At 54.3% G+C, this 23358-nt stretch carries 23 protein-coding genes; 8 read left to right on the forward strand and 15 right to left on the reverse strand.

What is annotated here, in order from left to right:
* Positions 1 to 199: 199 nt before the first annotated feature.
* The 3 genes from J2Z18_RS30760 to pdxR form a co-directional block, all read right to left on the reverse strand.
* A complete protein-coding gene (locus tag J2Z18_RS30760; RefSeq protein WP_260842860.1) occupies positions 200 to 322 on the reverse strand; it encodes a hypothetical protein in 123 nt (40 codons plus the stop codon).
* Between the two features lie 136 nt (positions 323 to 458).
* The gene (locus tag J2Z18_RS08010; RefSeq protein ID WP_007132026.1) at positions 459 to 1244 is read right to left on the reverse strand and encodes a helix-turn-helix domain-containing protein; all 786 of its coding nucleotides are present in this window, start codon (positions 1242 to 1244) and stop codon (positions 459 to 461) included.
* Between the two features lie 23 nt (positions 1245 to 1267).
* Positions 1268 to 2764 (reverse strand): MocR-like pyridoxine biosynthesis transcription factor PdxR, encoded by a 1497-nt coding sequence (pdxR, locus tag J2Z18_RS08015; RefSeq protein WP_210094550.1) that lies wholly within the window; start codon positions 2762 to 2764, stop codon positions 1268 to 1270.
* 123 nt (positions 2765 to 2887) lie between these two features.
* Here pdxR and J2Z18_RS08020 point away from each other — a divergent pair, with 123 nt between their 5' ends.
* From J2Z18_RS08020 to J2Z18_RS08030, 3 genes are all read left to right on the forward strand, one after another.
* Positions 2888 to 3502: a pyridoxamine 5'-phosphate oxidase family protein gene (locus J2Z18_RS08020; protein ID WP_007132024.1), complete on the forward strand. Its 615-nt coding sequence runs from the start codon at positions 2888 to 2890 to the stop codon at positions 3500 to 3502.
* A gap of 127 nt (positions 3503 to 3629) precedes the next feature.
* A complete protein-coding gene (locus tag J2Z18_RS08025) occupies positions 3630 to 4928 on the forward strand; it encodes an aminotransferase class I/II-fold pyridoxal phosphate-dependent enzyme (protein ID WP_007132023.1) in 1299 nt (432 codons plus the stop codon).
* A gap of 132 nt (positions 4929 to 5060) precedes the next feature.
* Positions 5061 to 5186: a sporulation protein YjcZ gene (locus J2Z18_RS08030; RefSeq protein ID WP_077568058.1), complete on the forward strand. Its 126-nt coding sequence runs from the start codon at positions 5061 to 5063 to the stop codon at positions 5184 to 5186.
* A 185-nt stretch (positions 5187 to 5371) separates the two neighbouring features.
* Here the strand turns inward: J2Z18_RS08030 and J2Z18_RS08035 are convergent, their stop codons facing one another.
* The 3 genes from J2Z18_RS08035 to J2Z18_RS08045 form a co-directional block, all read right to left on the reverse strand.
* On the reverse strand, positions 5372 to 6592 hold the full coding sequence (locus J2Z18_RS08035) for an ABC transporter permease (protein ID WP_210094551.1): 1221 nt from the start codon (positions 6590 to 6592) through the stop codon (positions 5372 to 5374).
* Complete coding sequence (locus J2Z18_RS08040) at positions 6589 to 7341, reverse strand: ABC transporter ATP-binding protein (RefSeq protein ID WP_007132021.1); 753 nt, start codon at positions 7339 to 7341, stop codon at positions 6589 to 6591. Before J2Z18_RS08040 ends, J2Z18_RS08035 begins: the two co-directional genes overlap by 4 nt.
* Positions 7342 to 7486: 145 nt before the next feature.
* Positions 7487 to 8830 carry a DEAD/DEAH box helicase gene (locus J2Z18_RS08045; RefSeq protein ID WP_007132020.1) on the reverse strand — a complete coding sequence of 448 codons (1344 nt, stop codon included), beginning with the start codon at positions 8828 to 8830 and terminating at the stop codon, positions 7487 to 7489.
* Positions 8831 to 9022: 192 nt separating this feature from the next.
* On the opposite strand from J2Z18_RS08045, the gene J2Z18_RS08050 reads away from it, so the two are divergent.
* The gene (locus J2Z18_RS08050; RefSeq protein WP_007132019.1) at positions 9023 to 9856 is read left to right on the forward strand and encodes a nucleotidyltransferase domain-containing protein; all 834 of its coding nucleotides are present in this window, start codon (positions 9023 to 9025) and stop codon (positions 9854 to 9856) included.
* A gap of 8 nt (positions 9857 to 9864) precedes the next feature.
* On the opposite strand, the gene J2Z18_RS08055 is transcribed toward J2Z18_RS08050, so the two are convergent.
* A complete protein-coding gene (locus J2Z18_RS08055; RefSeq protein ID WP_210094552.1) occupies positions 9865 to 10638 on the reverse strand; it encodes an SDR family NAD(P)-dependent oxidoreductase in 774 nt (257 codons plus the stop codon).
* 100 nt (positions 10639 to 10738) lie between these two features.
* Positions 10739 to 11197 carry a chemotaxis protein CheX gene (locus tag J2Z18_RS08060; RefSeq protein WP_007132017.1) on the reverse strand — a complete coding sequence of 153 codons (459 nt, stop codon included), beginning with the start codon at positions 11195 to 11197 and terminating at the stop codon, positions 10739 to 10741.
* Positions 11198 to 11607: 410 nt separating this feature from the next.
* Between J2Z18_RS08060 and J2Z18_RS08065 the strand changes: the two genes are divergently transcribed.
* Both J2Z18_RS08065 and J2Z18_RS08070 read left to right on the forward strand, forming a co-directional pair.
* Positions 11608 to 12510 carry a LysR family transcriptional regulator gene (locus tag J2Z18_RS08065; protein ID WP_007132016.1) on the forward strand — a complete coding sequence of 301 codons (903 nt, stop codon included), beginning with the start codon at positions 11608 to 11610 and terminating at the stop codon, positions 12508 to 12510.
* A gap of 68 nt (positions 12511 to 12578) precedes the next feature.
* Positions 12579 to 13388, forward strand: coding sequence for a histidinol-phosphatase (locus J2Z18_RS08070; protein ID WP_210094553.1), 810 nt, complete (start codon positions 12579 to 12581; stop codon positions 13386 to 13388).
* Positions 13389 to 13702: 314 nt separating this feature from the next.
* Here the strand turns inward: J2Z18_RS08070 and J2Z18_RS08075 are convergent, their stop codons facing one another.
* A complete protein-coding gene (locus J2Z18_RS08075; protein ID WP_210094554.1) occupies positions 13703 to 14611 on the reverse strand; it encodes a metallophosphoesterase in 909 nt (302 codons plus the stop codon).
* A 156-nt stretch (positions 14612 to 14767) separates the two neighbouring features.
* Between J2Z18_RS08075 and J2Z18_RS08080 the strand changes: the two genes are divergently transcribed.
* On the forward strand, positions 14768 to 16147 hold the full coding sequence (locus J2Z18_RS08080; RefSeq protein WP_210094555.1) for an aldehyde dehydrogenase: 1380 nt from the start codon (positions 14768 to 14770) through the stop codon (positions 16145 to 16147).
* A gap of 196 nt (positions 16148 to 16343) precedes the next feature.
* Here the strand turns inward: J2Z18_RS08080 and J2Z18_RS08085 are convergent, their stop codons facing one another.
* From J2Z18_RS08085 to J2Z18_RS08105, 5 genes are all read right to left on the reverse strand, one after another.
* On the reverse strand, positions 16344 to 17036 hold the full coding sequence (locus J2Z18_RS08085) for a potassium channel family protein (protein ID WP_007132012.1): 693 nt from the start codon (positions 17034 to 17036) through the stop codon (positions 16344 to 16346).
* A gap of 120 nt (positions 17037 to 17156) precedes the next feature.
* Complete coding sequence (locus J2Z18_RS08090; RefSeq protein WP_210094556.1) at positions 17157 to 17957, reverse strand: AAC(3) family N-acetyltransferase; 801 nt, start codon at positions 17955 to 17957, stop codon at positions 17157 to 17159.
* Between the two features lie 118 nt (positions 17958 to 18075).
* The gene (gene sdhB / locus J2Z18_RS08095; RefSeq protein ID WP_007132010.1) at positions 18076 to 18840 is read right to left on the reverse strand and encodes a succinate dehydrogenase iron-sulfur subunit; all 765 of its coding nucleotides are present in this window, start codon (positions 18838 to 18840) and stop codon (positions 18076 to 18078) included.
* A 15-nt stretch (positions 18841 to 18855) separates the two neighbouring features.
* Complete coding sequence (gene sdhA / locus J2Z18_RS08100; protein WP_028404808.1) at positions 18856 to 20601, reverse strand: succinate dehydrogenase flavoprotein subunit; 1746 nt, start codon at positions 20599 to 20601, stop codon at positions 18856 to 18858.
* A 200-nt stretch (positions 20602 to 20801) separates the two neighbouring features.
* Complete coding sequence (locus tag J2Z18_RS08105) at positions 20802 to 21470, reverse strand: succinate dehydrogenase cytochrome b558 subunit (protein WP_028404807.1); 669 nt, start codon at positions 21468 to 21470, stop codon at positions 20802 to 20804.
* Positions 21471 to 21733: 263 nt separating this feature from the next.
* Between J2Z18_RS08105 and J2Z18_RS08110 the strand changes: the two genes are divergently transcribed.
* Entirely contained in the window at positions 21734 to 22660 is a 927-nt protein-coding gene (locus tag J2Z18_RS08110; protein WP_007132007.1) for a LysR family transcriptional regulator, read from the forward strand.
* Positions 22661 to 22681: 21 nt separating this feature from the next.
* Here the strand turns inward: J2Z18_RS08110 and J2Z18_RS08115 are convergent, their stop codons facing one another.
* Positions 22682 to 23356 (reverse strand): potassium channel family protein, encoded by a 675-nt coding sequence (locus J2Z18_RS08115; RefSeq protein WP_007132006.1) that lies wholly within the window; start codon positions 23354 to 23356, stop codon positions 22682 to 22684.
* Positions 23357 to 23358: the final 2 nt, after the last annotated feature.

Below are 23358 nucleotides of genomic sequence, written 5' to 3' on the forward strand. Positions count from 1 at the left end.
CGCAAGTCCCATGTAAAAAGAGAGCCCTCCCGGACTCCCTTTTACGTTTAACTTATAAAATAATTCCAACATGGTGCTTCTCACCAACCAGGTATGTACAAGGCACTTGAAGATCACCCGGCTGGGCTGCTAGCTTTGGATCATCGTATATAAAATCGGGGTCACGCCTGTTATCCCCGGACAAAATACTCAGGCTCCATCAAAACCATACATCAAGATGCCCTTGGTTTATGGTCGACTTCATGCGGCGCAGCCGATTTCGAAAAATACTGCCGCCGCCGCGACTGAAAAACCGCCCGCGCACCCGTCTTCTTGGGCTCATTCCCGTACACCCCCTTTCAAAGCTCACTTGCTCTCTATATACCGTAAGCGAGGATTACCCTAAATTGCTTACGTTGAAACCCCGAGGCCCCTTCCGCTTCGCGAAGAGCATGCGTGAACGGTAGGGAGCGGGGGAATCACCTGATTTCGGACGGACTCTTTCCGGTATACTGCTTGAATTGCCGGCTGAAAAAGAAAATGTCGCGATACCCGAGGGCGTCGGCCACTTCCGTGACATTCATTCCCTGGTGCACCAGCAGATGCTGCGCCCGCTCGATCCGCATCTGGATAATATAGGATTGGACCGGCGTACCGATCAGCTCCTTGAATTTGATCGAGAAATAACGCGGGGACAGTCCGGCTCTTGCCGCCAAATCCTCCACGCGATGCGGAATCCCCGGGTGCTGGCGCACATAATTGGCGATTTCGTGGATCGCCTCCATCAGCTGGTTGCTGGCTTTTTTTACGACAGGCTCATTCAGGTCGGACCGCAGCAGATGAATCATGAGCTGCTTCAGGATAAGCTGGCCCTCTTCTTCCGCCCCGTAAGGCTTGTCCAGATACAACCGGACATACCGGGCCAGCAAATATTCGAAATCCATCGTCTCGCCCAGCTGCCGGTACGGGGCCGGAATGTCCGTAACCGGTTCCTTCACGTCAAAATGTATATATGTTAAAACGAGCGGCTTCTGCGGATTATGCGTCGCGCTGGTATGGTCGCCCGGACGGAACAGGAAGCAGCTTCCTTTACCGATCTCATACGGCTTATCATTCAGTTCCAGCGTACCTTCACCGCTCCATACATAAAACAAATCGTAGTTCTGCATGGGCCGCTCGCGTTTCTGCCACTTCCAGCCCGGCTCGCAGACGATCTTCGCGAGCGCGGGCATTATTACAAAAGAAGACGGCGATGCATTCAGCATCACGTCATTCCCCCTCATCTCTTTTAAAAATATTCTCTCTCCATCATACCCGGTTTTCCGTTTTTTTGCATGTCCGCCCATGCCGATGCCAAACGGAGAACGCCTGCTTCGATATTTGCCCGCTCCAACTGGGAAAATCCAAAGCATGCGCCGGGCGGACCAGGCGTGCAGCTGTAAACGGTCGCATCGCGAAACAGCACGCCGCGATTGCGTGCGGCTTGGCGAAACGCGTGATACTCGGCGGGCGATTGCAGCCAGTCGGCATATACATGAAGCCCCGCGTCGCAGGGCCGGAGCCGGAATAAGCCGCCTGCATGAGCGTCCATCGCTTCGCGGAGCGTTTGATACCTCGCGCCGTAGCGCCGGGTCATCCGCCGGAGATGCCGCCCGTAACCGCCGCTGGCGATGAACCGTGCCAACGCCCGCTGCTCCAGCACGCCGGGCGAGATCGGATCATACAGCGACTTGGCCCTGACGACGGCATTCGTAAGACTCGGAGGGAGCACCGCATAACCGATTCGCAGACCGGTGAACATCGTCTTGGAGAAGGAGCCGACGAAGATCACCCTTCCCTCGTCATCGAGCATCTTCAATGGCTCGATCGGCTTGCCTCCCCAGCGAAGCTCGCTGTCGTAGTCATCCTCGATAATGTAAGCCTGGCGGGTTCTCGCCCAGTTCAGCAGCGCCCGCCGCCTCTCTAGCGGAAGCACGGCTCCCGTAGGGTACTGCCGGCTCGGACTAACGACCAGAAGCCTGGCGTCCCAGTCGGCGGGGACAAGCCCGGAAGCATCAACCGGAGCCGGCAGCGGAATCCCGCCGGTAGCGGACACGCCCCGGCGGATCCCGTCGTAGCCGGGATCCTCGATCACCGCGCGGTCGCCGGGGTCCAGCAGGAGCTGGAAGAGCAGGACGATGCCCTGCATCGACCCGCTGAAGATTATGATATGCTCCGGCTTCGCCTGGATGCCCCGCGTAAACCGAAGATGTCCGGCAATCGCCCGCCGAAGCTCCATCGCGCCTGCAGGCGGAGCGCCGGAGGACAGCTCCTTCCCTCCGCTCCCGCCGGCATAGTTCAACGCGCTTCGCCATTCGTCATACGGAAAATCCTCCATCGGCATGCGCGCATCGGCAAAGGATATGGTTCCTTCAGGCGGAGCCAGCTCCGACCGGCGGGCCTCGGCGGATTCGTCCCGGAGCTCCGCAAGCCGCCGGCCCCAGGCCGACAGCAGCGGGACCGCTTCGACAGGAGGCGGCTGCTCAGGCACCGTGATCCCCTCGGCGACATAAGTGCCGCTTCCCTGCCTTGAGACGACATAACCTTCCGCCATCAGCATGTCATAGCTTTGCGCAGCGGAGCCTCTGGATATGCCGTAAAGCTTGGCAAGCTCCCGGGTAGCGGGCAGGCGCGTCCCTTCCGGCAGTCTGCCGCTGTGAATCGCAGCGCGAATGGCATGATAAAGCGCCAAATATTTATATTTATACTGCTCGACGTATGTCTCGAACGGAAGCCCAAGCTCCACCGAAGGGACCTCCCTTATTTTAAATTGGACTATATAAATTAATGTAAATTGGCGCTTTTTCCTTGTCAATGTTCGTCGTATGCTGATACTCATCACAATGCGATGGAGGGAGAGCGTAATACCATGAGAAGAGACGAATTTGCAATCGAGGATCCGAAGGAGATCGAAGACTTCCTGAACGGAATGAGCTTCGGCTTTCTTGGAACCGTGGATGAACACGGGCTGCCGCGGGTTACGCCGCTGAATTTTGTTTATGTACAGGGGAGCTTCTACTTTCACGGCAGCCGGCTGGGCGAGAAAATGGAGCACTTGCGCCGCACTCCCGCCGTCAGCTTTACGGTGGCCGATGAGTATGCTTTGATCCCTTCCTATTTCTCGGATCCGGAAATGGCATGTCCCGCTACGGCCTACTTCAAGAGCGTAACGGCAGCAGGAGAAGCCGTCCTCGTCCATGATCTTGAGGAAAAAGCATTAGCGATGGAAGCCATGATGCGCAAGCTCCAGCCCGAGGGCGGCTACCGTACCATCGACGCCGGAGACCGCGCCTATGCTTCCCGGCTCAAGGGTGTAGCGGTAATCAAGCTCGTTCCGAAGCGGATGAGCGCCAAATTCAAATTCGGCCAAAATTTGAAGCCTGACCGGCTGCAGGACATGATCGGACGGCTTGAGGAACGCGGCCGGACCCGGGACGGCGAGACGGCTGCGCACATCTGTAAATATTACCCTGGACCGCGTTAAGTCTGGGCATTTATCCGTGACGGTTCCCGGGTCTGATGGTATAATGAAAGGCAATGAAAATGTAAGAAGCTTTCATGCATTCGCCTCTTACCTTAACCAAAAGTACTCGGAAGGAAGGAACCATTTCATGAACCCATTGGCTGGACAATTGAACGAGAAACTGTTAGCAGGCAACCCGCATGTGTATGACATGCTCTCCACGCTCGGCAAAGAAATATACTTCCCGAAGGAAGGAATTCTGAGTCAGTCGGCGGAGGCATCCGCCCAAGCGAAGAAATATAACGCAACGATCGGCATCGCCACCGAAGGCGGCATCCCGATGCATCTTGGCGTGATTCAGGATAAGCTTTCGGCTTTCCAGCCGAAGGATCTGTATCCTTATGCCCCGCCGGCAGGCAAGCCCGAGCTGCGCTCCGTATGGCGGAACAAGATGCTCCGTGAGAATCCGTCCTTGGAGGGAAAGAGCTTCAGCAATCCGATCGTCACCAATGCCCTGACTCATGGTCTCAGCATCGTGGCCGACCTGTTCGCCGATGAGGGCGATGCGGTCATTTATCCGGACAAGAACTGGGAGAATTACGAGCTGACTTTCGGCATCCGCCGCCATGGCGTTCATGTAACCTATCCTCTTTTCACTGAAAATATGAAGTTTAATGCGGAGGGACTTCGCGAGGCTCTTCTGAACCAGAAGGATAAAGGCAAAGCGATCGTTCTGCTGAACTTCCCGAACAACCCGACAGGCTACACGCCGGGAGCCGAGGAAGGCGCAGCCATCGTATCCGCGATTACGGAAGCCGCCGAAGCCGGCATCAATGTTGTCGTCGTGACCGATGACGCATACTTCGGACTGTTCTTCGAGAACTCCTTAACGGAATCGCTGTTCGGTCATCTTGCCGGCCTCCATCCGCGAATCCTGCCTGTGAAAGTCGACGGCGCTACGAAGGAAGAATATGTGTGGGGCTTCCGCGTAGGCTTCATCACCTTCGCCTCGGAGAACCAGGATGTGCTGGATGTACTTGAGCAGAAGACCCTCGGCATCATCCGGGCAACCATCTCCAGCGGTCCGCATCCTTCGCAATCGTTCGTCCTCGAAGCGCTGAAGGCTCCGGAATTCGAGGAGCAGAAGCAAGAGAAGTTCAGCATCATGAAGGGACGCGCCAATAAAGTAAAGGCCATTCTCGACAGCGGCAAATACGGTGATGTCTGGGAATACTATCCGTTTAACTCGGGATACTTCATGTGCCTGAAGCTGAAGACGGTATCGGCTGAAGCGCTTCGGTCCCATCTGATCCGCCAATACGGCGTCGGGACGATTGCCCTGGGCGAAGAGGATCTCCGGATTGCATTCTCCTGCATTGAAGAGGAGTACCTGGAGGATCTGTTCGACCTGATCTACCAAGGAATTCAGGATTTGCAGCAGGCTTAAGCCGATAGACCCTTGTCCCGCTTTGCATCAGATCATCTTTCTGTGATAAATAAACGCTCGCCCATACACATAGCCCCCCTGCAACATACAATACCATGTACTACAATTCAACTAAGTGAAAGGGGAATGAACATGGGTGCAGTTGAAGATGTAAGAGGATGCGGCGGATACGGCGGATATGGCGGTGGATACGGAGTAGGAGCCATTCTGGTTCTCTTTATCCTGCTCGTTATCATCACTCGTTCTTTCTGGGTCTAAGCCACTTCCTAGCTGGCGGCACGGATAATGACAGGTCGTCCGACCCCGAAGGACACTGCGGCTTCTGCTGCTGATACGGCTACTATTCATACGAAAGCAATAGAGGAAGGCCGGGATGGATGCATCCCGGCCTTCCTCTATTTATCATCATCTTCGTCTATCTCTTTATCATCATCTTCGCCTATCTATTCATCATCATCGTCGGCTCGCCGGTTCTTTCGCACGGCGTTCCAGCGGGACAAAAGAACCAGCGCGATCCCTCCTGCCAGCGTGAGAAGCGTCCGATCCGGCGTTCCGGGAACGGCCGGGATCAACGGCAGCCACAGCAGCACGACCCAGAACAGCTGCACCTGAAAGATCAGCTTGTTCTCGCTCTCCCGCCTTGTCCCCTCGGGGAGCGGGTAAATATGCAGCCAGAATGATTCAGGATGAAGCTTGCGCAGGGCGGACAGCTGCAGTCCGATGATCAAGAGCCCGATCCAATATACGGCTGCCGAAGCCCAGTCCTCCCGGGTGAGCCATACGAGCAGCACTCCCAGTAGCCCGACCCGCACCAGAATGCCCAAGATATCGCTGCGGGCAAAGCTCTTGACGAGCAAATACCGGTAGGCCTCGTCCTTGCCCCATGGAACGCCCCTTCCCCATCCCGACAGCCATTTCCTGGCGTGCACGCGCTGTTCGCGCTGCGGCACATTCACGAACCAGCTCAGCACCAGCATGACCCGTCCGGCCTGTCTGCGTTCAATGGCGATTAACCGCTCCCAGGCGACAAGGTGCCGGACAGGAAAGCGCACAGCGAATCCATACGCGAGACCGAGCAGCGCAATAAAAATCAGGCTTCGCCCGGACGGATGCCACAGCCAAGCGGCAATGCCGAGCGCCGAAACGGCCCACCGCAGTAAACGGTAAGCGCCTGCCGCGGTACGGGACACCATCAGCTGCTCCCTCCAGCTTCCGTAACTGGCGAGCAGCTTGAGGGCAACCAGCACCAGGAATGTGACCAGAAGCGTCTTAGGTGATGTATCACTGCGTATGTACAGAGGCCATAAGATAAGGAGCACGATGCCTAAACCGATGATTTTGTACACGACACCGCTAATCCAGCCTTTGCGAAAATAAGTGCTCATTCGGGATTCCTGCGGCAGCAGAAAAACGGTGTCCGCCGAGCGCAGATACGTGCGTACGCTGCTGTTAATGACGATCGGGAGCAAAATAACCAGCATGATCCAGCGAATCGGGAGCCCCTGCGGAATATGCTGCAGAAAGGCCGTATACCACGCCGCGAACGCGATCAGCAAGAACAGCGTAACGACGGCGACCCCGCTTTGTATGACATAACCCAGATAGGGCAGGATATCGCCCCAGAACTGGCCGCGCCGTTTATCATACAGCTCGCGCAAGTTCATATGCCGCTACCGCCTTGAACCAATACATTAAACAGCTCCTCCAGCGGAAGGCCCGGTCTTCCCGCTTGCTCCCGCATTTCCTCCAGTGTTCCTTGGGCAATAATGCTGCCGCGGTGCAGCACCACAAACCGGTCGCAATAATTCTCGATGGTGGAGAGGATATGCGAGCTTAACAGGATGGAAGAGCCTGAAGCCTTTAGCTCCAGCATGAAATCGAGCAGGGAGCGGATCCCCAGCGGATCCAGCCCGAGGAAGGGCTCATCGATAATATAAAGGGAAGGTCTGGCCACGAATGCGCACATGATCATCACCTTTTGACGCATCCCTTTGGACAGATGCGTTGACAGGCTGTCCATCTTCTCCTCCATCCGGAACAGCCTCGCCAGCTGCTCCCCCCTCGATTCATAATCCTCGCGGGAAACGCCGTAGGAACGGGCCGTAAATTCCAAGTGCTCGCGTACCGTCAACTCATCGTACAGAAGCGGGGATTCGGGAACAAAGCCCAGTGCACTGTGATACGCCTCGGAGTCCTCCGTCCGGCGCTTGCCCTGGACCTCAATCTCTCCCTTCTGCGGATTCATCAGTCCGAGGATATGCTTCATCGTCGTGCTCTTCCCCGCCCCGTTCAATCCGATCAGACCGACCATCTCCCCCGGCTGCACCTGGAACGTGATATCATGCAGAACCGGACGGTTTATGCTGTACCCGCCGCTTAATCCTTGAACAGACAACACCGGCTGCTCACTCATTACCACATCACCTCTTCTACTTAAAAAAACACCGAACCCTGCCTCGGTCAGAGCGCTTGTGCGTCCAGTTGAGGATACCGGGCCTGGCCCGGCTCTAAGCCGATTCTACGGATTCGTATTGGATAAATATAAGCCGTGCCGCAGGTCAGCCCCGCGGCGGTTTATTCTTCAGCCATTTCGGCGCACCCTTGTTCTTGCGGTCGCGCTCCCTCTCGCTCGGACGTTCTCCGTTCGCTTTGCCGTTGCCTGCCCGTCCCTTCGAGCTGATCGACGCCGGCTTCCGGGCAGCCGGCTTGTTCGCTCGATTGCCGGCATGGGAACCACGACCGGCACTGTCCCGCTCCGAAGCGGAGCGTGGCGTGCGAATTTTCCCGCCGTATAGGACTCTCTCTTCGATCGAAATGCCCAGCTCGCGGTTGAACTTACGCATAATGAAGGTTTGCCGGTCAGTCACAAGGGTAATCGCAAGCCCCTTACGCCCCATCCGTCCTGTCCGTCCTGCACGATGGGTATAGTGCTCGGCATCAATCGGCGGATCATAGTTGATGACCATGCCGAGACCTTCGATATCCAGCCCACGGGCAGCAACGTCACTTGCTACAAGCAGCTTCGTCCGCCCTTCCCTGAATGCGTTCAGGACCCGGCTCCGAGTCAGCTTGTCGGCGTCTCCGTACAAGGCGGCTGCATTCAAGCCGAGATAATTCAGCTTGGCTTCCACCTCGGCCAGATCCTCCGTGGCGTTCACAAAGACGAGCGCCCGTTCGGGATCGTAATGGCGGACGATCCGGCGAAGCATGTCCAGTTTGTCCCGTTCTTCGGATACGAAATAATAATGCTCCAGACCGGACGGCGTCCGGCGCTCCGGATCGATCCCGATCTCAACCGGCTGATCCATTTCCTTCTTAGCCAGCTCGGCCGTCTCAGGACCGACCGTTGCCGATAGGAATACGAGCTGACGGTCGCGCAGCGCGCTGCGCAGGATCCGTTCCACATCGCTCGCACCGCCTGACTGAAACACCTGATCCACCTCGTCAATGACGATGGTGGTTACCTGGTGCATTTTGAGCTTGCGAATTTCGATCAGCTCCCGGATGCGTCCCGGCGTTCCGACGATCAGCTGAGGATGCTGCTTCAGCTTCTCGATCTGTCGCTTGGCCGCCGCGCCGCCGATTAATCCGATGACGCCGATGCCGCGAGCCTCCCCATAACGCTCGCCCTCTCTAACGATCTGGATCGCCAGCTCCTGGGTTGGAGCGACAATCAGCTTCTGTGCTGCCTTTACCTCCGGGTCGATGCCCTGAAGGATCGGAAGCAGGTAAGCCAGCGTCTTGCCGGTTCCCGTCTGGGACGTTGCAAGCACGTCCTTGCCCGCAAGGATCGGAGGAATGGCTTCGGCCTGAACCGGTGACGGCGCCACAATGCCGAATTCCGAGAGCCTTGCCGTTAAATCCTCTGCTATTCCCAATGTATGAAACGTAGTTGAAGTCATATGATCGTCCATCCTTTATTTTATCGGGTCTCATTCGTTCCTTCTCATTATATGCCAAAACCGGGCGCTCACCAAATACAACCTTTCGGACAAGCATTTGGGAAGAAAATCTTCGCTTTATCATAACCACCTGTTATTTGCCGATTTTAGTGTAAAATGAATTAAAAGGATATGACTGGGGGGAGATTTACCATGACTGCAAAGGTCGAAGCACTGCTTGATAACATCACGAAAGAACTCCGTCATCTGCCCGGCGTTGTCGGCGTCGTGCTTGGCGGATCCAGAGCCAAAGGGACAGCAAGGCCGGATTCGGATATCGATATCGGCATTTATTATGATGAATCCGAGGGATTCCAGGTCGAGCATATCGCGAAGGCGGCGAAAAAATTGGATGACGAGCATCGCGAGGGCATTATCACTTCGCTCGGGGAATGGGGTGCCTGGGTTAACGGGGGCGGCTGGTTAGTGATCGAGGGGTACCACGTGGATTTCTTATTCCGCGATATTCACCGCGTGTCCAGAATCGTGGAGGAATGCACGAAGGGATCGGTTTCAGCCCATTACCAGACCGGGCATCCGCACGCTTACCTTAATGTGATGTATATGGGTGAGCTGTCTGTTTGCCGCATTTTGTCCGATAAGGATAACCGCATTCAGACGCTTCAGGCGAAGACGAAGCCTTATCCTCAAGCTTTGAAGAGCGCCATCGTCGGATTTTTCACCTTCGAGGCATCCTTCTCCCTGATGTTTGCGGACGATAACGCGTCCAAAGACGACATCACCTACGTTGCCGGCCACGTCTACCGGTGCATTGCCTGCTTGAATCAAGTGCTGTTCGCCAAGAATGAGACCTACTGCATTAACGAGAAGCGCGCGGTGGCCATGATCGAGTCCTTCCCGCTCAAGCCGGATCGCTACAAGGAACGGCTGGACCAGGCGATCACCCTGCTCTCGGCGGATGCCGGGCAGACGAAACAAGCTCTCCGCCTGCTGCGCGACATTCTCGCGGAGACGGAAAGCCTGTAGGCTGTTGATTATTTCTGATTCATCCACCGATGGGATACACGATCCGCAAATCTCGGAAACAGCTGATATAAGTGAATGCCGACAGCGGCCAATCTTGGCAGATTGAGCTCTTCCTTGCGTTTGATAATGAGCTTGACGACCTGTTCGGCTACATATTCCGGCTTCATCATAAGCCAGCCGACATTTTTGACGTATCCGCCCGAAGGATCGGCCAAGGAGAAGAACGGCGTATCAATCGGTCCCGGATTGACGGTCGAGACGGTGATGCCTGTATGCCGCAGCTCCTGCCGCAGAGCATTGCTAAGTCCCAATACGGCATGCTTCGTGGCAGAGTAGGCAGTGGATTTGGCAGTACCGATCTTCCCTGCCATCGAGGCGATATTGACGATCTGCCCGTCGCCTCGCTCCAGCATCCCCGGCAGGACTGCCTGGGTGCACCGTACAATCCCCATATAATTGACGTCCATCATATCTTCAAATTCAGAGGCAGGCATATCCAGGAATGCCTCGAACTTGCCGTATCCGGCATTGTTCACCAGCACATCGATTCTGCCGTGCTTCCGGGATGCCTCTTTCAACACCGAATCCACCTGATGGGGGTCTTGTACGTCCATGACGACCAGCTCATGGGGTCCTTTCAAGCGGCTGCCGGCTTCCCGCAGACGCTCCATCGAACGTCCGGCCAGTATAACGACCGCGCCTTCGTCGGACAGCCGCTGGGCTATCAGGGCCCCGATGCCGCTGGAAGCGCCCGTCACCGCGATCACTTTATTTTTGAGCATGATTTCGTTATCCCTTCCTTTGCCGCTAGAGCTCCCTACCAGTGCCTGCCGGCTTCCCGGCATTGCTCTGCAGGAGCCCGGCGGCTCACTTGGTCTTATTTTACGAAATCATGACTTGAATATCCAGTTCGCCGATGCCTTCCATCATGAGGGGAATGCACAGCGCCTTTTTCTGAAACAGGCCGGAGGCATGATCCGATTTAATCACCCGCGGCGGCGTAATATCAACGCTTACTCCTTGGTTGGACAAAATCATGCTGGCATTGCCGCTAATCATATTGCCCAGCTCTGATATCGCACTCTGTCCCATCTCGTCCATTTCGGTAATGACATATCCGCCCATCATGGCCGATACCATATGCAGCGCTACCTTCTCCTGGATCCCAAATACGATATCCCCGTTCATTTGCCCTGTCATTCCGATTTGGATCCAGATATGATTCTCGATAAATCCGATCTCCTTGACCCCAAGATTCCCCGTGGAAGGTGAAACCTGTATGACTTGCTCGATCACATGTCGTGCGGACTCTAAAAAAGGATTGATGACTTCCGCTTTCATTCCTTACTTTCGCCCCTTTCACTGGGTTGTTGGTCAGGGTCCCAAAGTCCCAACGATTTATTTAAACATTATAATGGATACCCTTTAATAAATCATCACAAATTAGCGACAACCCCCTATTCCAACAGCTCTTCCAACTTTGGAGCTATCGTAATAACGTCGATTTCGCATTCGGTCATCCATTCGCTTAAAAGGTACTTTGGTCTCACCTGAAGCTATGTCTACTTTACTATTATCGGATGCATTCGCAATCTTTTAATAATAAATGTCCGGATTTCGAAACTTTTTAGCTGACACAAGCGGAATGCTGCCTCAATTGCTCCTTCAGGCAGAATACCCTATAATTTAAATAAAGCGGGCTGCACGTGGATTTACGAGCGGAAGAATCATATCAAGTAAGGAGGAAGGCTATGAACATCAGCCAATTGGAAACGCTAATTACCATCTCCAAAACGATGAGCTTTCGCAAAGCCGGAGAGCTTCTTAATCTGACACAACCGGCCGTATCGGCTCAGATCAAGAGCTTGGAGGAAGAGTTCAAAACCGTGCTGGTAGACCGGAGCCAACCGGTAACGTTAACCGACCGTGGACAGGTGTTCGTGGAGCATGCCGAGCAAATTCTGAGCATCGTGGACGAGCTGAAGCAGCGGCTGTCGGATCTAGACCAGACGCCTCAAGGGCATATTCAATTAGGTACGACCACTTCCATCGCCATTCAGATTCTGCCCCGGGTTCTTTCCTACTTCCAGGATCAGTTCCCCCACATTAAAACAACCATTCAATCCATGGCATCCTCACAAATCTACCATAGCGTGGAGAATGGTCTCATCGACATCGGAATCGGTTATTTGATCGAACGCAATCCCAACCTCAGCACATCCATCCTGTACTACGATACGTTTGAATTAGTTGTATCCCCTCAGCACCCGCTGGCCAAACTATCCAAAGCAAGCATCGATGTGCTTGGCAGCACGCCTCTTATTTTGCTATCGCGCGATACCGTTGGCCGCCGTTTCGCCGACGACGTCATGAAGAAGCACGGCATCGATCCTCAGGTGGTCATGGAGCTGTCCAGCAGCGAGGAAATCAAACGGATGGTTGAGATTAATCTTGGCGCTGCCATCATTTCGAAGCAATCCGTAGCGACAGAGCTTCGAAACGGCACCCTGCAGATCGTTCCGCTCAGCGAGCTGGAGGTAAGCCATCCGGTCGGCGTCATCTATAAGAGCGGCCGTTATGTAAGCTCGGCCATGCGGCAATTTTTAAGCGACTTGAAGGGCATGCCGGAAACGCAATTCATCAGCACCGAGTAAGTCACGATGATCATGACCAGAATCGGGATGCTATATTATGACGATAACAGCATGAAGGAGGGCTTATCATGAAATTTGATCTGCACACCCACCATTTCCGCTGCGGCCATGCGGACGGCAATATCCGGGATTATATCGAAGCGGCCATTGCCGCGGATTTACAAGTCATCGGGATTTCGGACCACACGCCATACTTCGGAAGCGAGGAGGAGCATCCTTTTCCTTCCATCTCCATGGCTAAATCCGACTTTGACGGGTACGTCCAGGAAGTGCTGCAATTGAAACGGGAGTACGAGGGCAAGATCAAGGTACTGCTGGGAATCGAATCGGACTTCTTTCCTGAGCATGCCAATGTATATCAACAGGCGATGTCTGCCTACCCTTTCGATTACATTATCGGATCCATCCACCACGTGAGAGGCGTCAGCATATTTAATAAAAACCGGTGGAAGAAGCTGACTCCGTCCGAGCAAGTGGCCGATAAGGAGGAGTATTTCAATCTGATCCGGCAGTCCGCGCAAAGCGGGATGTTTCAAATTATCGCGCACATGGATGCCATGAAGGGCAACTATCCGTTATTCTCCGAAATCAAGGCAGACGAAGCGATAGAGGAAACGCTGAAGGTCATCGCGGAATCCGGGCTGGCGATCGAAATCAACACCTCGGGCAAAACGAAGCTGTGCGGCGGATGGTATCCGTCCAACGAAATTCTGGAGGTTGCGCATCATTACGGCGTCGATGTGACCTTCGGCTCCGACGCGCATAAACCGTCCCGGGTCGGCGACGAGTTCGAGGAAGTGGCCAAGGTTCTGAAAGAGATCGGGTTTAAGGAATGGGTCTATTACGAGCAAAAACAGAAGGTTGCCGTACCTCTTTAACAGGGGTACCCCTTCTGTTTTTTTATTGCAGATCCATAAATAATACACAGGAACAAAAAAAGTGGACCCGCACAGCGGATCCAAAAGCATCATATATATTCTCAAAAGGGGGTCATGTGATAAGTTTAACCTCTCGCTGTTAGAGTTTCATAACAGGTATATTTCAATTGTGTAACAAAAATTCAAATTGTACGTTTCATATTGATCCATTCGCCAGGACATGCACGGCCATTTGAATGGTATCGCATCTTGTTATTATTTCAACTTGTTATTATCAATACTATGATGGCGATTTGGCACCAAGACTTTCACGATCACACGTCTGCCCCCCGGAGCGTCAATACCGTCAACTCCGGTTGACATAGCAGCCGGATCGGCAGCTGCGTCATCCCGATCCCACGATTGACATACAGCGGCATTCCACGGCTGCCGACATGATACAAGCCTTGTACATAACGTTTTGCCCCAGGTGGCGTCACAACCTCCCCAAGCCAAGGCAGCCGTACCTGCCCGCCATGGCTGTGGCCGGACAGCTGCAGATGAACCGGGTACTCCGCAGTTGTATCACCATAGTCCGGCTCATGCATCAGCACTATCTTGATCATCCCCTCCGGGAGTCCTTCAAGCGCCGATGCCGGATCAGGATGCCCCCATATTCCGTCATCCAAGCCCACAACCGCGATCTGTTCGCCGCCTCGTCTGAGCTTGGCATGGCTGTTACGAAGCACGGTGAATCCCGCCTTCTCCTCCATCCGGATCAGCTTCTCTACATCGTAGAAATCATGGTTGCCGAGGATCGAGTATGTTCCGAACGCGGCTTCCAGGCCGGACAACGGCAGAATCGCTTCCTCCAAAGCATCAACCTCCCCGTCCACCATATCCCCTGTAAAGCATATGAGATCCGGCTTCTCCCGGTTAATGGCTTCAACCACCCGCACGGCGGCCTTGGCACCTGCATAAAAGCCCAGATGCATATCGCTGAACTGAACAACCTTCAGGCCGTTGAAAGCGGCAGGCAGACCATTCAGCGCCAGTGTTAGCCGCCTGACCTCCAGCCGGTTAGGCTCCCACAAGGAGGCGTAGGCACCCACCGCAAGGCCTGCTCCCAGGACGGCAGCCGCCCCATGCTTCAGAAACCTGCGCCGCGTCATGGTCGTGCCCGCTGCCGGCTTGGCATCCGCTTGGCTGGATGACCGCTGCGGCCCTGTGGATGAATTTTTCATAAACGGACATCCTCCTATATAATATGGAAAAGAACACCCTGTGTGTATTGGCATGAACTTATCTGAGGACATGCTCGATAGCACGGTTAGATTTATTACTTTTATACGATAAATCGTTACAAGTCTATGCCCATGGAAAGGAGCCTGCAGCTGCTTATGATTGTTAACGAATCCATCCCGTCATTAGTTTCATCGCAGAAGCAGTTTTTCCTGAAAGGATTCACGAAGGATCCGGAATTCCGGATCCGGCAGCTCACCAGACTCCGCGAGGTCATCGTCGCCAGAGAGAGCGAGGTAATCCAGGCGCTGCGCCAGGACCTGAACAAGAGCGAGCAGGAAGCCTATACGACAGAAATCGGCATCGTTTACAAAGAACTCTCACATATCTTGAAAAATATAAAGCGCTGGAGCAAACCCGAGCGCGTGAAAACGGCGCTGACGCATGTCGGCAGCAAGGGGATGATCTATCGCGAGCCGTACGGCAGCGTGCTGATTATTGCTCCTTGGAATTACCCTTGGCAGCTTGCCATCTCTCCCCTGATCGGCGCACTGGCTGCGGGCAATACCGCTGTTGTAAAGCCGTCCGAGCTGACGCCGGCCGTCTCCGCGCTCATTACGTCCATCCTGGAAGAAACGTTCCCGCCGGAGTACGTGGCTTCTGTTGAGGGCGGACCCGAGGTCAGCACCGTGCTGCTGGAGCAGCCGCTGGACTATATCTTTTTTACCGGCAGCGTGAATGTGGGGAAAATCGTGATGGAAGCAGCAGTCAAGCGCCTGACTCCCCTCACGCTCGAGCTCGGGGGCAAAAGCCCCTGCATCGTCCATGAGGACGCTCCACTGAAGCTGACGGCATCGCGCATTGCCTTCGGAAAGTTCACGAATGCCGGGCAGACATGCGTAGCACCCGATTATGTATTGGTTCACAGCCGCGTAAAAGAGCCGTTCATCGCCTATTTAAAGGAAGCGATCATTGAATTCTATGGCCCTGAGCCGCTGAACAACCCCGATTACGGCCGAATCGTGTCGCAGAAGCACTTCAATCGGCTGGCAGGCTTTCTGGATAACGGCCGCCTTCGGCACGGCGGCAAGGCCGATAAGGACAAACTATACATTGAACCGACGGTTCTTGATCAAGTGACATGGGATATGCCGGTGATGGAAGAGGAGATTTTCGGACCCATATGCCCGATCCTGACTTATGATGACATGAACGAAGCGATCCGGGCCGTTCAGTCACGCCCCAAGCCGCTTGCATTCTATTTGTTCACCGAGAATGAGGACCTACAGGAGCATGTGCTATCCTCCGTTTCCTTCGGCGGAGGCTGCGTCAACGATACGCTCATGCATCTGGCTACGCCGTATTTGCCGTTCGGGGGCGTCGGCGAGAGCGGGATGGGCTCGTATCACGGGCAGTACAGCTTCTACACCTTCTCGCATATGAAGAGCGTGCTGAAGCAGACGAACCGGTTCGACTTTAAATTCCGGTATCCGTCAAAAAACGGACTCGGCATTCTCAAAAAGCTGCTGAAGCCGTGAACCGGGGATAGCCATCCACGAGAGCGGACCCGGGAACTTGATGGCGTCGATTGAGCCCCACTCCCTTGCAGGCTGTACGCCTATCAACGTGTGATGTCAATTATTGATGACTGCTGGTGTTACCGCTGCCCGTCAGCGTCAGCTGACAAAGCACCTTGAGCCGAAATCAATTCCTGCGCTCATCAAATTTGGCTGACTATCGGGTAAAATGCTTGCGCTCATGCGGCGGGGCGGCCGTTCCCGGTTCGCCCTCTTCAGTGCTGTAGGTTTCAGGCCGATCACTACCCGGCTTGAATATTTGCCGCAGGGTTCCAAGCATGGACAGCGCATAAGCAACGGTGATAAAGCTAAAGGCGATCTCCAAGATGACGACCAGTCTTGAAGTGTTGTCAACCGGACTTACATCCCCATACCCGACCGTCACAAACGTGGCCATGCTGAAATATAGAAACGTAATGAACTGCGACAGCGGGTCCTGCCCTAGATTATCCCCTTCAAAGGATACACCGCCAAACAGCTTGTAGATCGACATATAGACCAGCGTGAAAAATAAAATACACATGGCAGCGGCCATGCTGATTCGGATGAGGGTTGTCTTCATATCGACATGCCGGTTCACGGAATCCGCGATTTTATCGAAGATGTACAGCACATAGAAGACAACCGAGCACAAGGAGAAGATCACAATGAGAGCACGCATCCCTCCCTTGCCTGGTACAATTTCCATCAGATCGATCCAACCAAGCAAATCCTCCACCGACACCAGCACATAAATCAGCAAAGGCGCGAGCAGCAGCGGCCGGCTTGACCATTTCTTGTCCATCATGTAGAACGCATAAATCAAGGCTATCAACCCCGCCAAATTGAGCAGCCACATCCACCAGCTCATGAGCGTCCCTCCTTCCTACGGCCCCATATCGATCGTTCGTACTCCGGCCGCATTACACCTAATCATTTATTACCCTTGGAGAGGAGCTCATGCAACTGGCGTTCCTTGGCAATCCGACTTTTACCGGTTACGGGCAAGCCACTCTACGGCAAAATCCACCATTCTACGCTGTTTGACCAGCACGCAAGAGGCCGCGCCTACGTTACCGTAACTGCAGGCTTCCTTGCACTCCTGCTCGAATGCAGCCCCCAACGCTTCAAAATCGTCGGAATGATAATTGATATCCGAAAAGGACACCCATTCCGTCTTGCCTCCAGCTCTCGACACCGGCGCTTGGGACGTAATATGCTCTTTGCCCCTCCACGCCGCGCGATACTCGGCCAGATGGAAGGAGGTATTGCTGCCATAGCCGGTCCCGAGCATCAGCACGAAGGCATCTGCATCGTACAGTCGGGCCAGCGGCGAGGATTCCCCGAGGCTGTCTGTCAGCGAATGCGGGTCCATCAGCCCCTTCGCTGCACGGCCTCGAGCCGCGAAGGAAACATGCGGATGAAGGCTCCGGATGACCCCCTTCTGCTTACGGAACGTTTCCGGAATAACCCCCATTCCCGAGGTTACCGTAGCATCGGGATCAAAGGGAGGCATACTATCCCGGATCAGCTGCCACCATTTGGGATCGGCGGGCGGATTTCCCCAGGTCTCCGGGTTCGTCAAGTTCGGGGACTGTGTGGGCATCACCAGCGTTCCTTTCTTACCCAGCACCTCCGTTAGCGCGAGAATGACGGCTTCAGCCCCGCCGACGATCCATCCGCCGATGCTCTTAAGCGAAGAATGGAGAAGCACCGTCATCCCTTCCTTAACGCCTAAAGCGGCGAGGTCCCGGCTCAAATCCTGAATCGTAATCGGTCTTTCTGTAATCATGAGTGCGTACCACCTTTAGATAAAAAGTTCTGCTATTATCGTACAACAAAACAGCGCCCGATCGCGAATGATACAAGCGGTCAGGCGCTGTTGTTGCCATTTCGTAAGCTTTTCGGTTCTAGACGCTGAGCCAGCGCTTGAACAGATGCTTCGTTGTTTCTTTATTCATCTCCGCGATCGATGTCGTCAGCGGAATGCCTTTCGGGCAGGAGCGTACGCAGTTCTGCGAGTTGCCGCAGCCTTCAATGCCGCCGTCCTGCATCAGCGCCTCCAGGCGTTCCTCCTTGTTCAGCTCGCCCGTTGGATGGGCGTTGAACAAGCGGACCTGAGAAATGGCCGCTGGACCGATAAAGTCGGTCTTCTCGTTGACATTCGGGCAAGCCTCGAGACATACGCCGCACGTCATGCATTTGGACAGCTCGTAAGCCCATTGGCGCTTCTTCTCCGCCATGCGGGGTCCGGGACCGAGATCATACGTGCCGTCGATCGGAATCCAGGCTTTAACTCGCTTCAGGGCGGAGAACATCCGGCTCCGGTCGATGACCAAGTCGCGCACGACCGGGAAAGTCTTCATCGGCTGGATGCGGATCGGCTGCTCCAGCTTGTCGATCAGCGCCGCACAGGCTTGGCGCGGCTTGCCGTTGATGACCATTGAACAGGCACCGCATACTTCCTCCAGACAGTTGGAATCCCAGCATACCGGGGAAGTCGTTTGGCCTTGCGCATTCTTCGGATTGCGCTGAATTTCCATCAGCGCGCTAATTACGTTCATGCCGGGACGGTACGGAACCTCAAATTCCTCTGTATACGCTTTGGATTCCGGGTTGTCCTGACGAGTGATGATAAATTTTACTGTCTTTGAGGCGGCTGCCGTTTGAGCCATGGTAAATCCCCCTTCTTACTTTTCTTTCGAATAGTCGCGAATACGCGGCGGGATTAAGGAAACATCCACTTCTTCGTACGAGATTTGCGGTCCTTCTGGCGTCCATTTCGCTTTCGTTGTTTTCAGGAAATTCTCGTCATCGCGATCAGGGAATTCCGGCTTATAGTGAGCTCCGCGGCTTTCATTCCGGAGCAGGGCTCCAAGCGTCATTGCTTCCGCAAGCTCCAGCATGTTCCACAGCTGACGCGTGAATGCCACGCCTTGGTTGTTCCAGCGGGACGTATCGGTCATGTTGATGTTGCGGTAGCGCTGCTTCAATTCCTTGATCTTGTTGATCGTCTCCTGGAGCTTGTCGTTGTAGCGGACAACGGTCATGTTGTTGGTCATCCATTCGCCAAGCTCTTTATGAATCACGTAAGCATTTTCCGTGCCTTCCATCTTCAGAAGCCCTTCGTACTTCGTGGTCTGCTCTTTCGTGTACCGGTCGAAGACGCTGGAGGAGATATCCTCGGACGATTTCTTCAAGCCTTTAACATACTCGATCGCCTTCGGACCTGCGACCATGCCGCCGTAAATGGCCGATACGAGCGAGTTCGCGCCCAAGCGGTTGGCTCCGTGATATTGATATTCGCATTCCCCGGCTGCGAACAGGCCAGGAATATTCGTCATCTGGTTGTAATCGACCCACATGCCGCCCATGGAATAATGGACTGCAGGGAAGATCTTCATTGGAATTTTGCGAGGGTCGTCACCCATAAACTTCTCATAGATCTCGATGATGCCCCCTAGCTTCACGTCCAGCTCCTTCGGATCCTTGTGGGAGAGATCCAGGTATACCATGTTCTCGCCGTTAATGCCAAGGCCCATGTCCACGCATACGGAGAAAATTTCGCGAGTCGCGATATCCCGCGGAACGAGGTTGCCGTATGCAGGATATTTCTCTTCGAGGAAGTACCAAGGCTTTCCGTCTTTATAAGTCCAGATCCGGCCGCCTTCACCGCGGGCCGATTCCGACATCAGGCGCAGCTTGTCGTCGCCTGGAATGGCGGTCGGGTGAATCTGGATGAATTCGCCGTTAGCGTAGTATACGCCCTGCTGGTATACCGCGCTTGCTGCCGTACCGGTGTTGATAACCGAGTTCGTCGTTTTACCGAAAATGATGCCGGGGCCACCGCTGGCCAGAATGACGGCATCTGCCTTGAACGCCCGGATCTCCATGGAGCGAAGGTCCTGGGCGGCAATGCCGCGGCATACGCCCTCGTCATCAATAACCGCGTTCAGGAACTCCCAGTTCTCGTATTTGGTCACGAGACCTGCAGTTTCCCAGCGGCGCACCTGCTCGTCAAGCGCGTACAGCAGCTGCTGGCCGGTGGTCGCTCCGGCAAACGCCGTGCGGTGATGCTTCGTTCCGCCGAAGCGGCGGAAATCCAGAAGGCCTTCAGGCGTACGGTTGAACATAACGCCCATGCGATCCATGAGGTGAATAATGCCCGGAGCGGCTTCGCACATCGCTTTAACCGGCGGCTGGTTCGCCAGGAAGTCCCCGCCGTAAACCGTATCGTCAAAGTGCTCCCACGGGGAGTCGCCTTCACCTTTCGTATTAACCGCTCCGTTAATGCCGCCTTGCGCGCACACAGAGTGAGAACGTTTCACAGGTACCAGTGAGAACAAATGAACATGGGCTCCTGCTTCGGCCGCTTTGATGGTTGCCATCAGTCCGGCAAGGCCGCCGCCCACTACGATAATATTAGATGCTGCCATTTATACGTTCACTCCTTTAAGAGGTTGTTCAAAAAGTCGTCTTTTGATCACGTAGTGTATCAAGATGTAACTCGGCATCGAATCTTGAACTCAGCCGGGCCTTCCAGTGCTCACGTACCCAAATCGTACGCTCCGCCCTTCAGTCCCTAACTTCATCCAACCTTCTCGGTGCTGAAAAACCGGCTTTTTGAACTTGCACTTTAAGCCAAGACTGTCTTAACTACATCGATCGCTGCTTGCGCAGCTTGGAACTCGGAGTTTCTGAATCCGGTCATCGCAAGGATAAACAGGACGCTCATAAATACGAACAAGCCCATGCAAATGTATGTGGATACTCGCTGCGCGCGCGGGCCGACGGTAATGCCCCAGCTGACGAGGAATGCCCAAAGGCCGTTCGCGAAGTGGAACGTAGCCGATACAACGCCGATAATATACAGAACAAATAATACAGGATTGCTCACGATATCGTGCATGACGGCACCCAGATCATCATGGGTGATCTTGCCGATCATGATCTGAAAACGGGTGTCGTACATATGCCAGATCACAAATACGAACGTAATAACCCCGGTAATCCGCTGAACGGTAAAACGGATGTTCCGCTCATAATTGTAATTGCCGATGTTGTTTTTGGCCTGATACGCAATGTACAGACCATAAATGCCGTGGTACATCAGCGGCAGCCAGATCAAGAACAGCTCAAGGAAGAAGATTAGAGGCAAGCTGTTCAGTAAATTCACGGCTCCCTTGAAGCCTTCCTTTCCACCCTCGAAAGCCTGAAAGTTGGATATCATGTGGCTGAGCAGAAATGCTCCAAGCGGTATGACACCGAGTAAGGAATGCAGCTTTCTGGAATAATACCCTTTCATCAGTTGACGTTCCCCTTTCCAATGTGCAGCGTTTTCAATTTCACTCTTTCCTATTTACGGAACAATTACACTTACTTATACTGTGCTTTTCGCGTGCAACGACAAAATGTTCCCTTTTTCCACAAACGTGTGAACATCCTGTGTCATGTTTCATGTTACTCCTTTTTTTCTTATAAGGGAATTGCAATATAATTATTAATCGTTATAATCTATACGCATAAGGGGATATTGGAACACCATCCTATATATAATGGAGGAATATCATGTTCGAAGATCTGGACATGTTTGCCGTTGTGGTGGAGCAATCCAGCATCAATAAAGCATCCAAGCTGCTGAATCTGTCCCAGCCTGCGCTCTCGCGGAAGATCGCCAAGCTCGAAGACGAGCTCGGCCTGCCCCTGTTCAACCGGCGCGGCAAGCGCCTTGAGCTGACGTCGATCGGACAGATCGTATATACCTTTGCGCTGGAGCAGCGCCAGCAGCAGCTGAAGCTCATGCAGACGCTCGCCCACTATCGGGAAGGGGAGCAGATCTCGATTAATCTGGGCGCGAGCCTTACGACGCTGCAGACGACGCTGCCCCCGCTCGTCAACGCGTTCATGGAGCGGCATCCCGCCGCGGAAATCAAGCTGATTACCGGCAAAACCCATGAGATCGTTTCTTATGTAAGGGATAAACGGGTGGATGTCGGCATCGTCGCCTCTTCCATCAACCAACCGGGACTAAACTGCATTCCCCTGTTTGACGATCATCTGGAGCTCGTCATTCCCGCCGTCCATCCGCTGGCGGAGCTGGAGGATGTCGAGGTCGAGCACCTCCAGGGGCTTCCGATGATTATTTTCTCGACCGGCACCTGGTACCGTAAGCTGACGGACGACCTGTTTCACCGGTGGGGCATCATGCCCGATATTCGGATGGAGATCGATTCCTTCGAAGCGATCGTCCGCTTGATCCCGACCTGCAAAGCAGCGGCCCTGCTTCCGAAATCATACCTCCGTCCGCAGCTGCTCTCCGACAACGGGCTTGTGGACATTCACATCCCCGCGCTCATGGAGACGCGGCGGACGACCTCCCTGATTTACGGGGATGCTTCAGAGCTTAGCAGCGCCGCCCGCCGCTGGATTAACGAAACCGAGGTGCTCTTCCGAAGCCTCGCGGAAGAGAAGCAGCGAAAAAACCTGACGACCTAGAGATCGTCAGGTTTTTTTGTATTATTTCTGCTGCAGATTCACGACTTCCGTCTCAAACCGCTCCACATTGTCGTTGGAGCCGATGACGACCATAACATCGCCGGCGTTGACCACGTCCATCGCCGTCGGCGCGACGATAATGCCGGATCGCTTGTTGAGGGCGACCACCGTGACACCGTAACGGACGCGCGTGTTCAGTTCGCTTAACGTCTTGCCGTCCATACAATCGGTTACCGTCATTTCCACGATCAAATAATCCTTAGATAATTCGATATAGTCGAGCAGATTCGGCGTAACCAGCTGGTGAGCCACACGGATTCCCATATCCCGTTCGGGGAAGATGACCCGGTCCACACCCAGCTTCTGCAGCGCCCGGCCGTGCAGCACGGAAATCGCTTTGGCCACGACGGTCGATACGCCAAGCTCCTTGAGCAGGATGGCGGACAGAATGCTCATCTGGATATCGTCTCCGATCGCGACGATCCCGCAGTCGAAGTTGCGGATGCCGAGCGATTTCAGCATCTCCTCATCCGTAGCATCGGCGACCACCGTATGGGTCAGATACTCGCTCATATCCTCGACGACCTCTTCGTTCCGGTCAATGCCGAGAACCTCATAGCCTAGTTCCATTAGTTCCAGTGCCAGACTCGAGCCGAACCGCCCCAAACCGATCACTGCAAATTGCTTTGGTTTCATGT

It is taken from the genome of Paenibacillus lactis, from assembly GCF_017873605.1.
GTDB lineage: Bacteria > Bacillota > Bacilli > Paenibacillales > Paenibacillaceae > Paenibacillus_AQ > Paenibacillus_AQ lactis.

Bases quoted from the DNA above. Each gene is read 5' to 3' on its own strand.
- J2Z18_RS08110 (WP_007132007.1), top strand. From the start codon at position 21,734: ATGTTCGAAGATCTGGACATGTTTGCCGTTGTGGTGGAGCAATCCAGC.
- J2Z18_RS08055 (WP_210094552.1), bottom strand. From the start codon at position 10,638: ATGCTCAAAAATAAAGTGATCGCGGTGACGGGCGCTTCCAGCGGCATC.
- J2Z18_RS08080 (WP_210094555.1), top strand. From the start codon at position 14,768: ATGATTGTTAACGAATCCATCCCGTCATTAGTTTCATCGCAGAAGCAG.
- J2Z18_RS08035 (WP_210094551.1), bottom strand. From the start codon at position 6,592: ATGAACTTGCGCGAGCTGTATGATAAACGGCGCGGCCAGTTCTGGGGC.
- sdhB (WP_007132010.1), bottom strand. From the start codon at position 18,840: ATGGCTCAAACGGCAGCCGCCTCAAAGACAGTAAAATTTATCATCACT.
- J2Z18_RS08010 (WP_007132026.1), bottom strand. From the start codon at position 1,244: ATGCTGAATGCATCGCCGTCTTCTTTTGTAATAATGCCCGCGCTCGCG.
- J2Z18_RS08070 (WP_210094553.1), top strand. From the start codon at position 12,579: ATGAAATTTGATCTGCACACCCACCATTTCCGCTGCGGCCATGCGGAC.
- J2Z18_RS08115 (WP_007132006.1), bottom strand. From the start codon at position 23,356: ATGAAACCAAAGCAATTTGCAGTGATCGGTTTGGGGCGGTTCGGCTCG.
- J2Z18_RS08090 (WP_210094556.1), bottom strand. From the start codon at position 17,957: ATGATTACAGAAAGACCGATTACGATTCAGGATTTGAGCCGGGACCTC.
- J2Z18_RS08105 (WP_028404807.1), bottom strand. From the start codon at position 21,470: ATGAAAGGGTATTATTCCAGAAAGCTGCATTCCTTACTCGGTGTCATA.
- J2Z18_RS08050 (WP_007132019.1), top strand. From the start codon at position 9,023: ATGACTGCAAAGGTCGAAGCACTGCTTGATAACATCACGAAAGAACTC.
- J2Z18_RS08030 (WP_077568058.1), top strand. From the start codon at position 5,061: ATGGGTGCAGTTGAAGATGTAAGAGGATGCGGCGGATACGGCGGATAT.
- J2Z18_RS08060 (WP_007132017.1), bottom strand. From the start codon at position 11,197: ATGAAAGCGGAAGTCATCAATCCTTTTTTAGAGTCCGCACGACATGTG.
- sdhA (WP_028404808.1), bottom strand. From the start codon at position 20,601: ATGGCAGCATCTAATATTATCGTAGTGGGCGGCGGCCTTGCCGGACTG.
- J2Z18_RS08020 (WP_007132024.1), top strand. From the start codon at position 2,888: ATGAGAAGAGACGAATTTGCAATCGAGGATCCGAAGGAGATCGAAGAC.
- J2Z18_RS30760 (WP_260842860.1), bottom strand. From the start codon at position 322: ATGAGCCCAAGAAGACGGGTGCGCGGGCGGTTTTTCAGTCGCGGCGGC.
- J2Z18_RS08075 (WP_210094554.1), bottom strand. From the start codon at position 14,611: ATGAAAAATTCATCCACAGGGCCGCAGCGGTCATCCAGCCAAGCGGAT.
- J2Z18_RS08085 (WP_007132012.1), bottom strand. From the start codon at position 17,036: ATGAGCTGGTGGATGTGGCTGCTCAATTTGGCGGGGTTGATAGCCTTG.
- J2Z18_RS08045 (WP_007132020.1), bottom strand. From the start codon at position 8,830: ATGACTTCAACTACGTTTCATACATTGGGAATAGCAGAGGATTTAACG.
- J2Z18_RS08040 (WP_007132021.1), bottom strand. From the start codon at position 7,341: ATGAGTGAGCAGCCGGTGTTGTCTGTTCAAGGATTAAGCGGCGGGTAC.
- J2Z18_RS08065 (WP_007132016.1), top strand. From the start codon at position 11,608: ATGAACATCAGCCAATTGGAAACGCTAATTACCATCTCCAAAACGATG.
- J2Z18_RS08025 (WP_007132023.1), top strand. From the start codon at position 3,630: ATGAACCCATTGGCTGGACAATTGAACGAGAAACTGTTAGCAGGCAAC.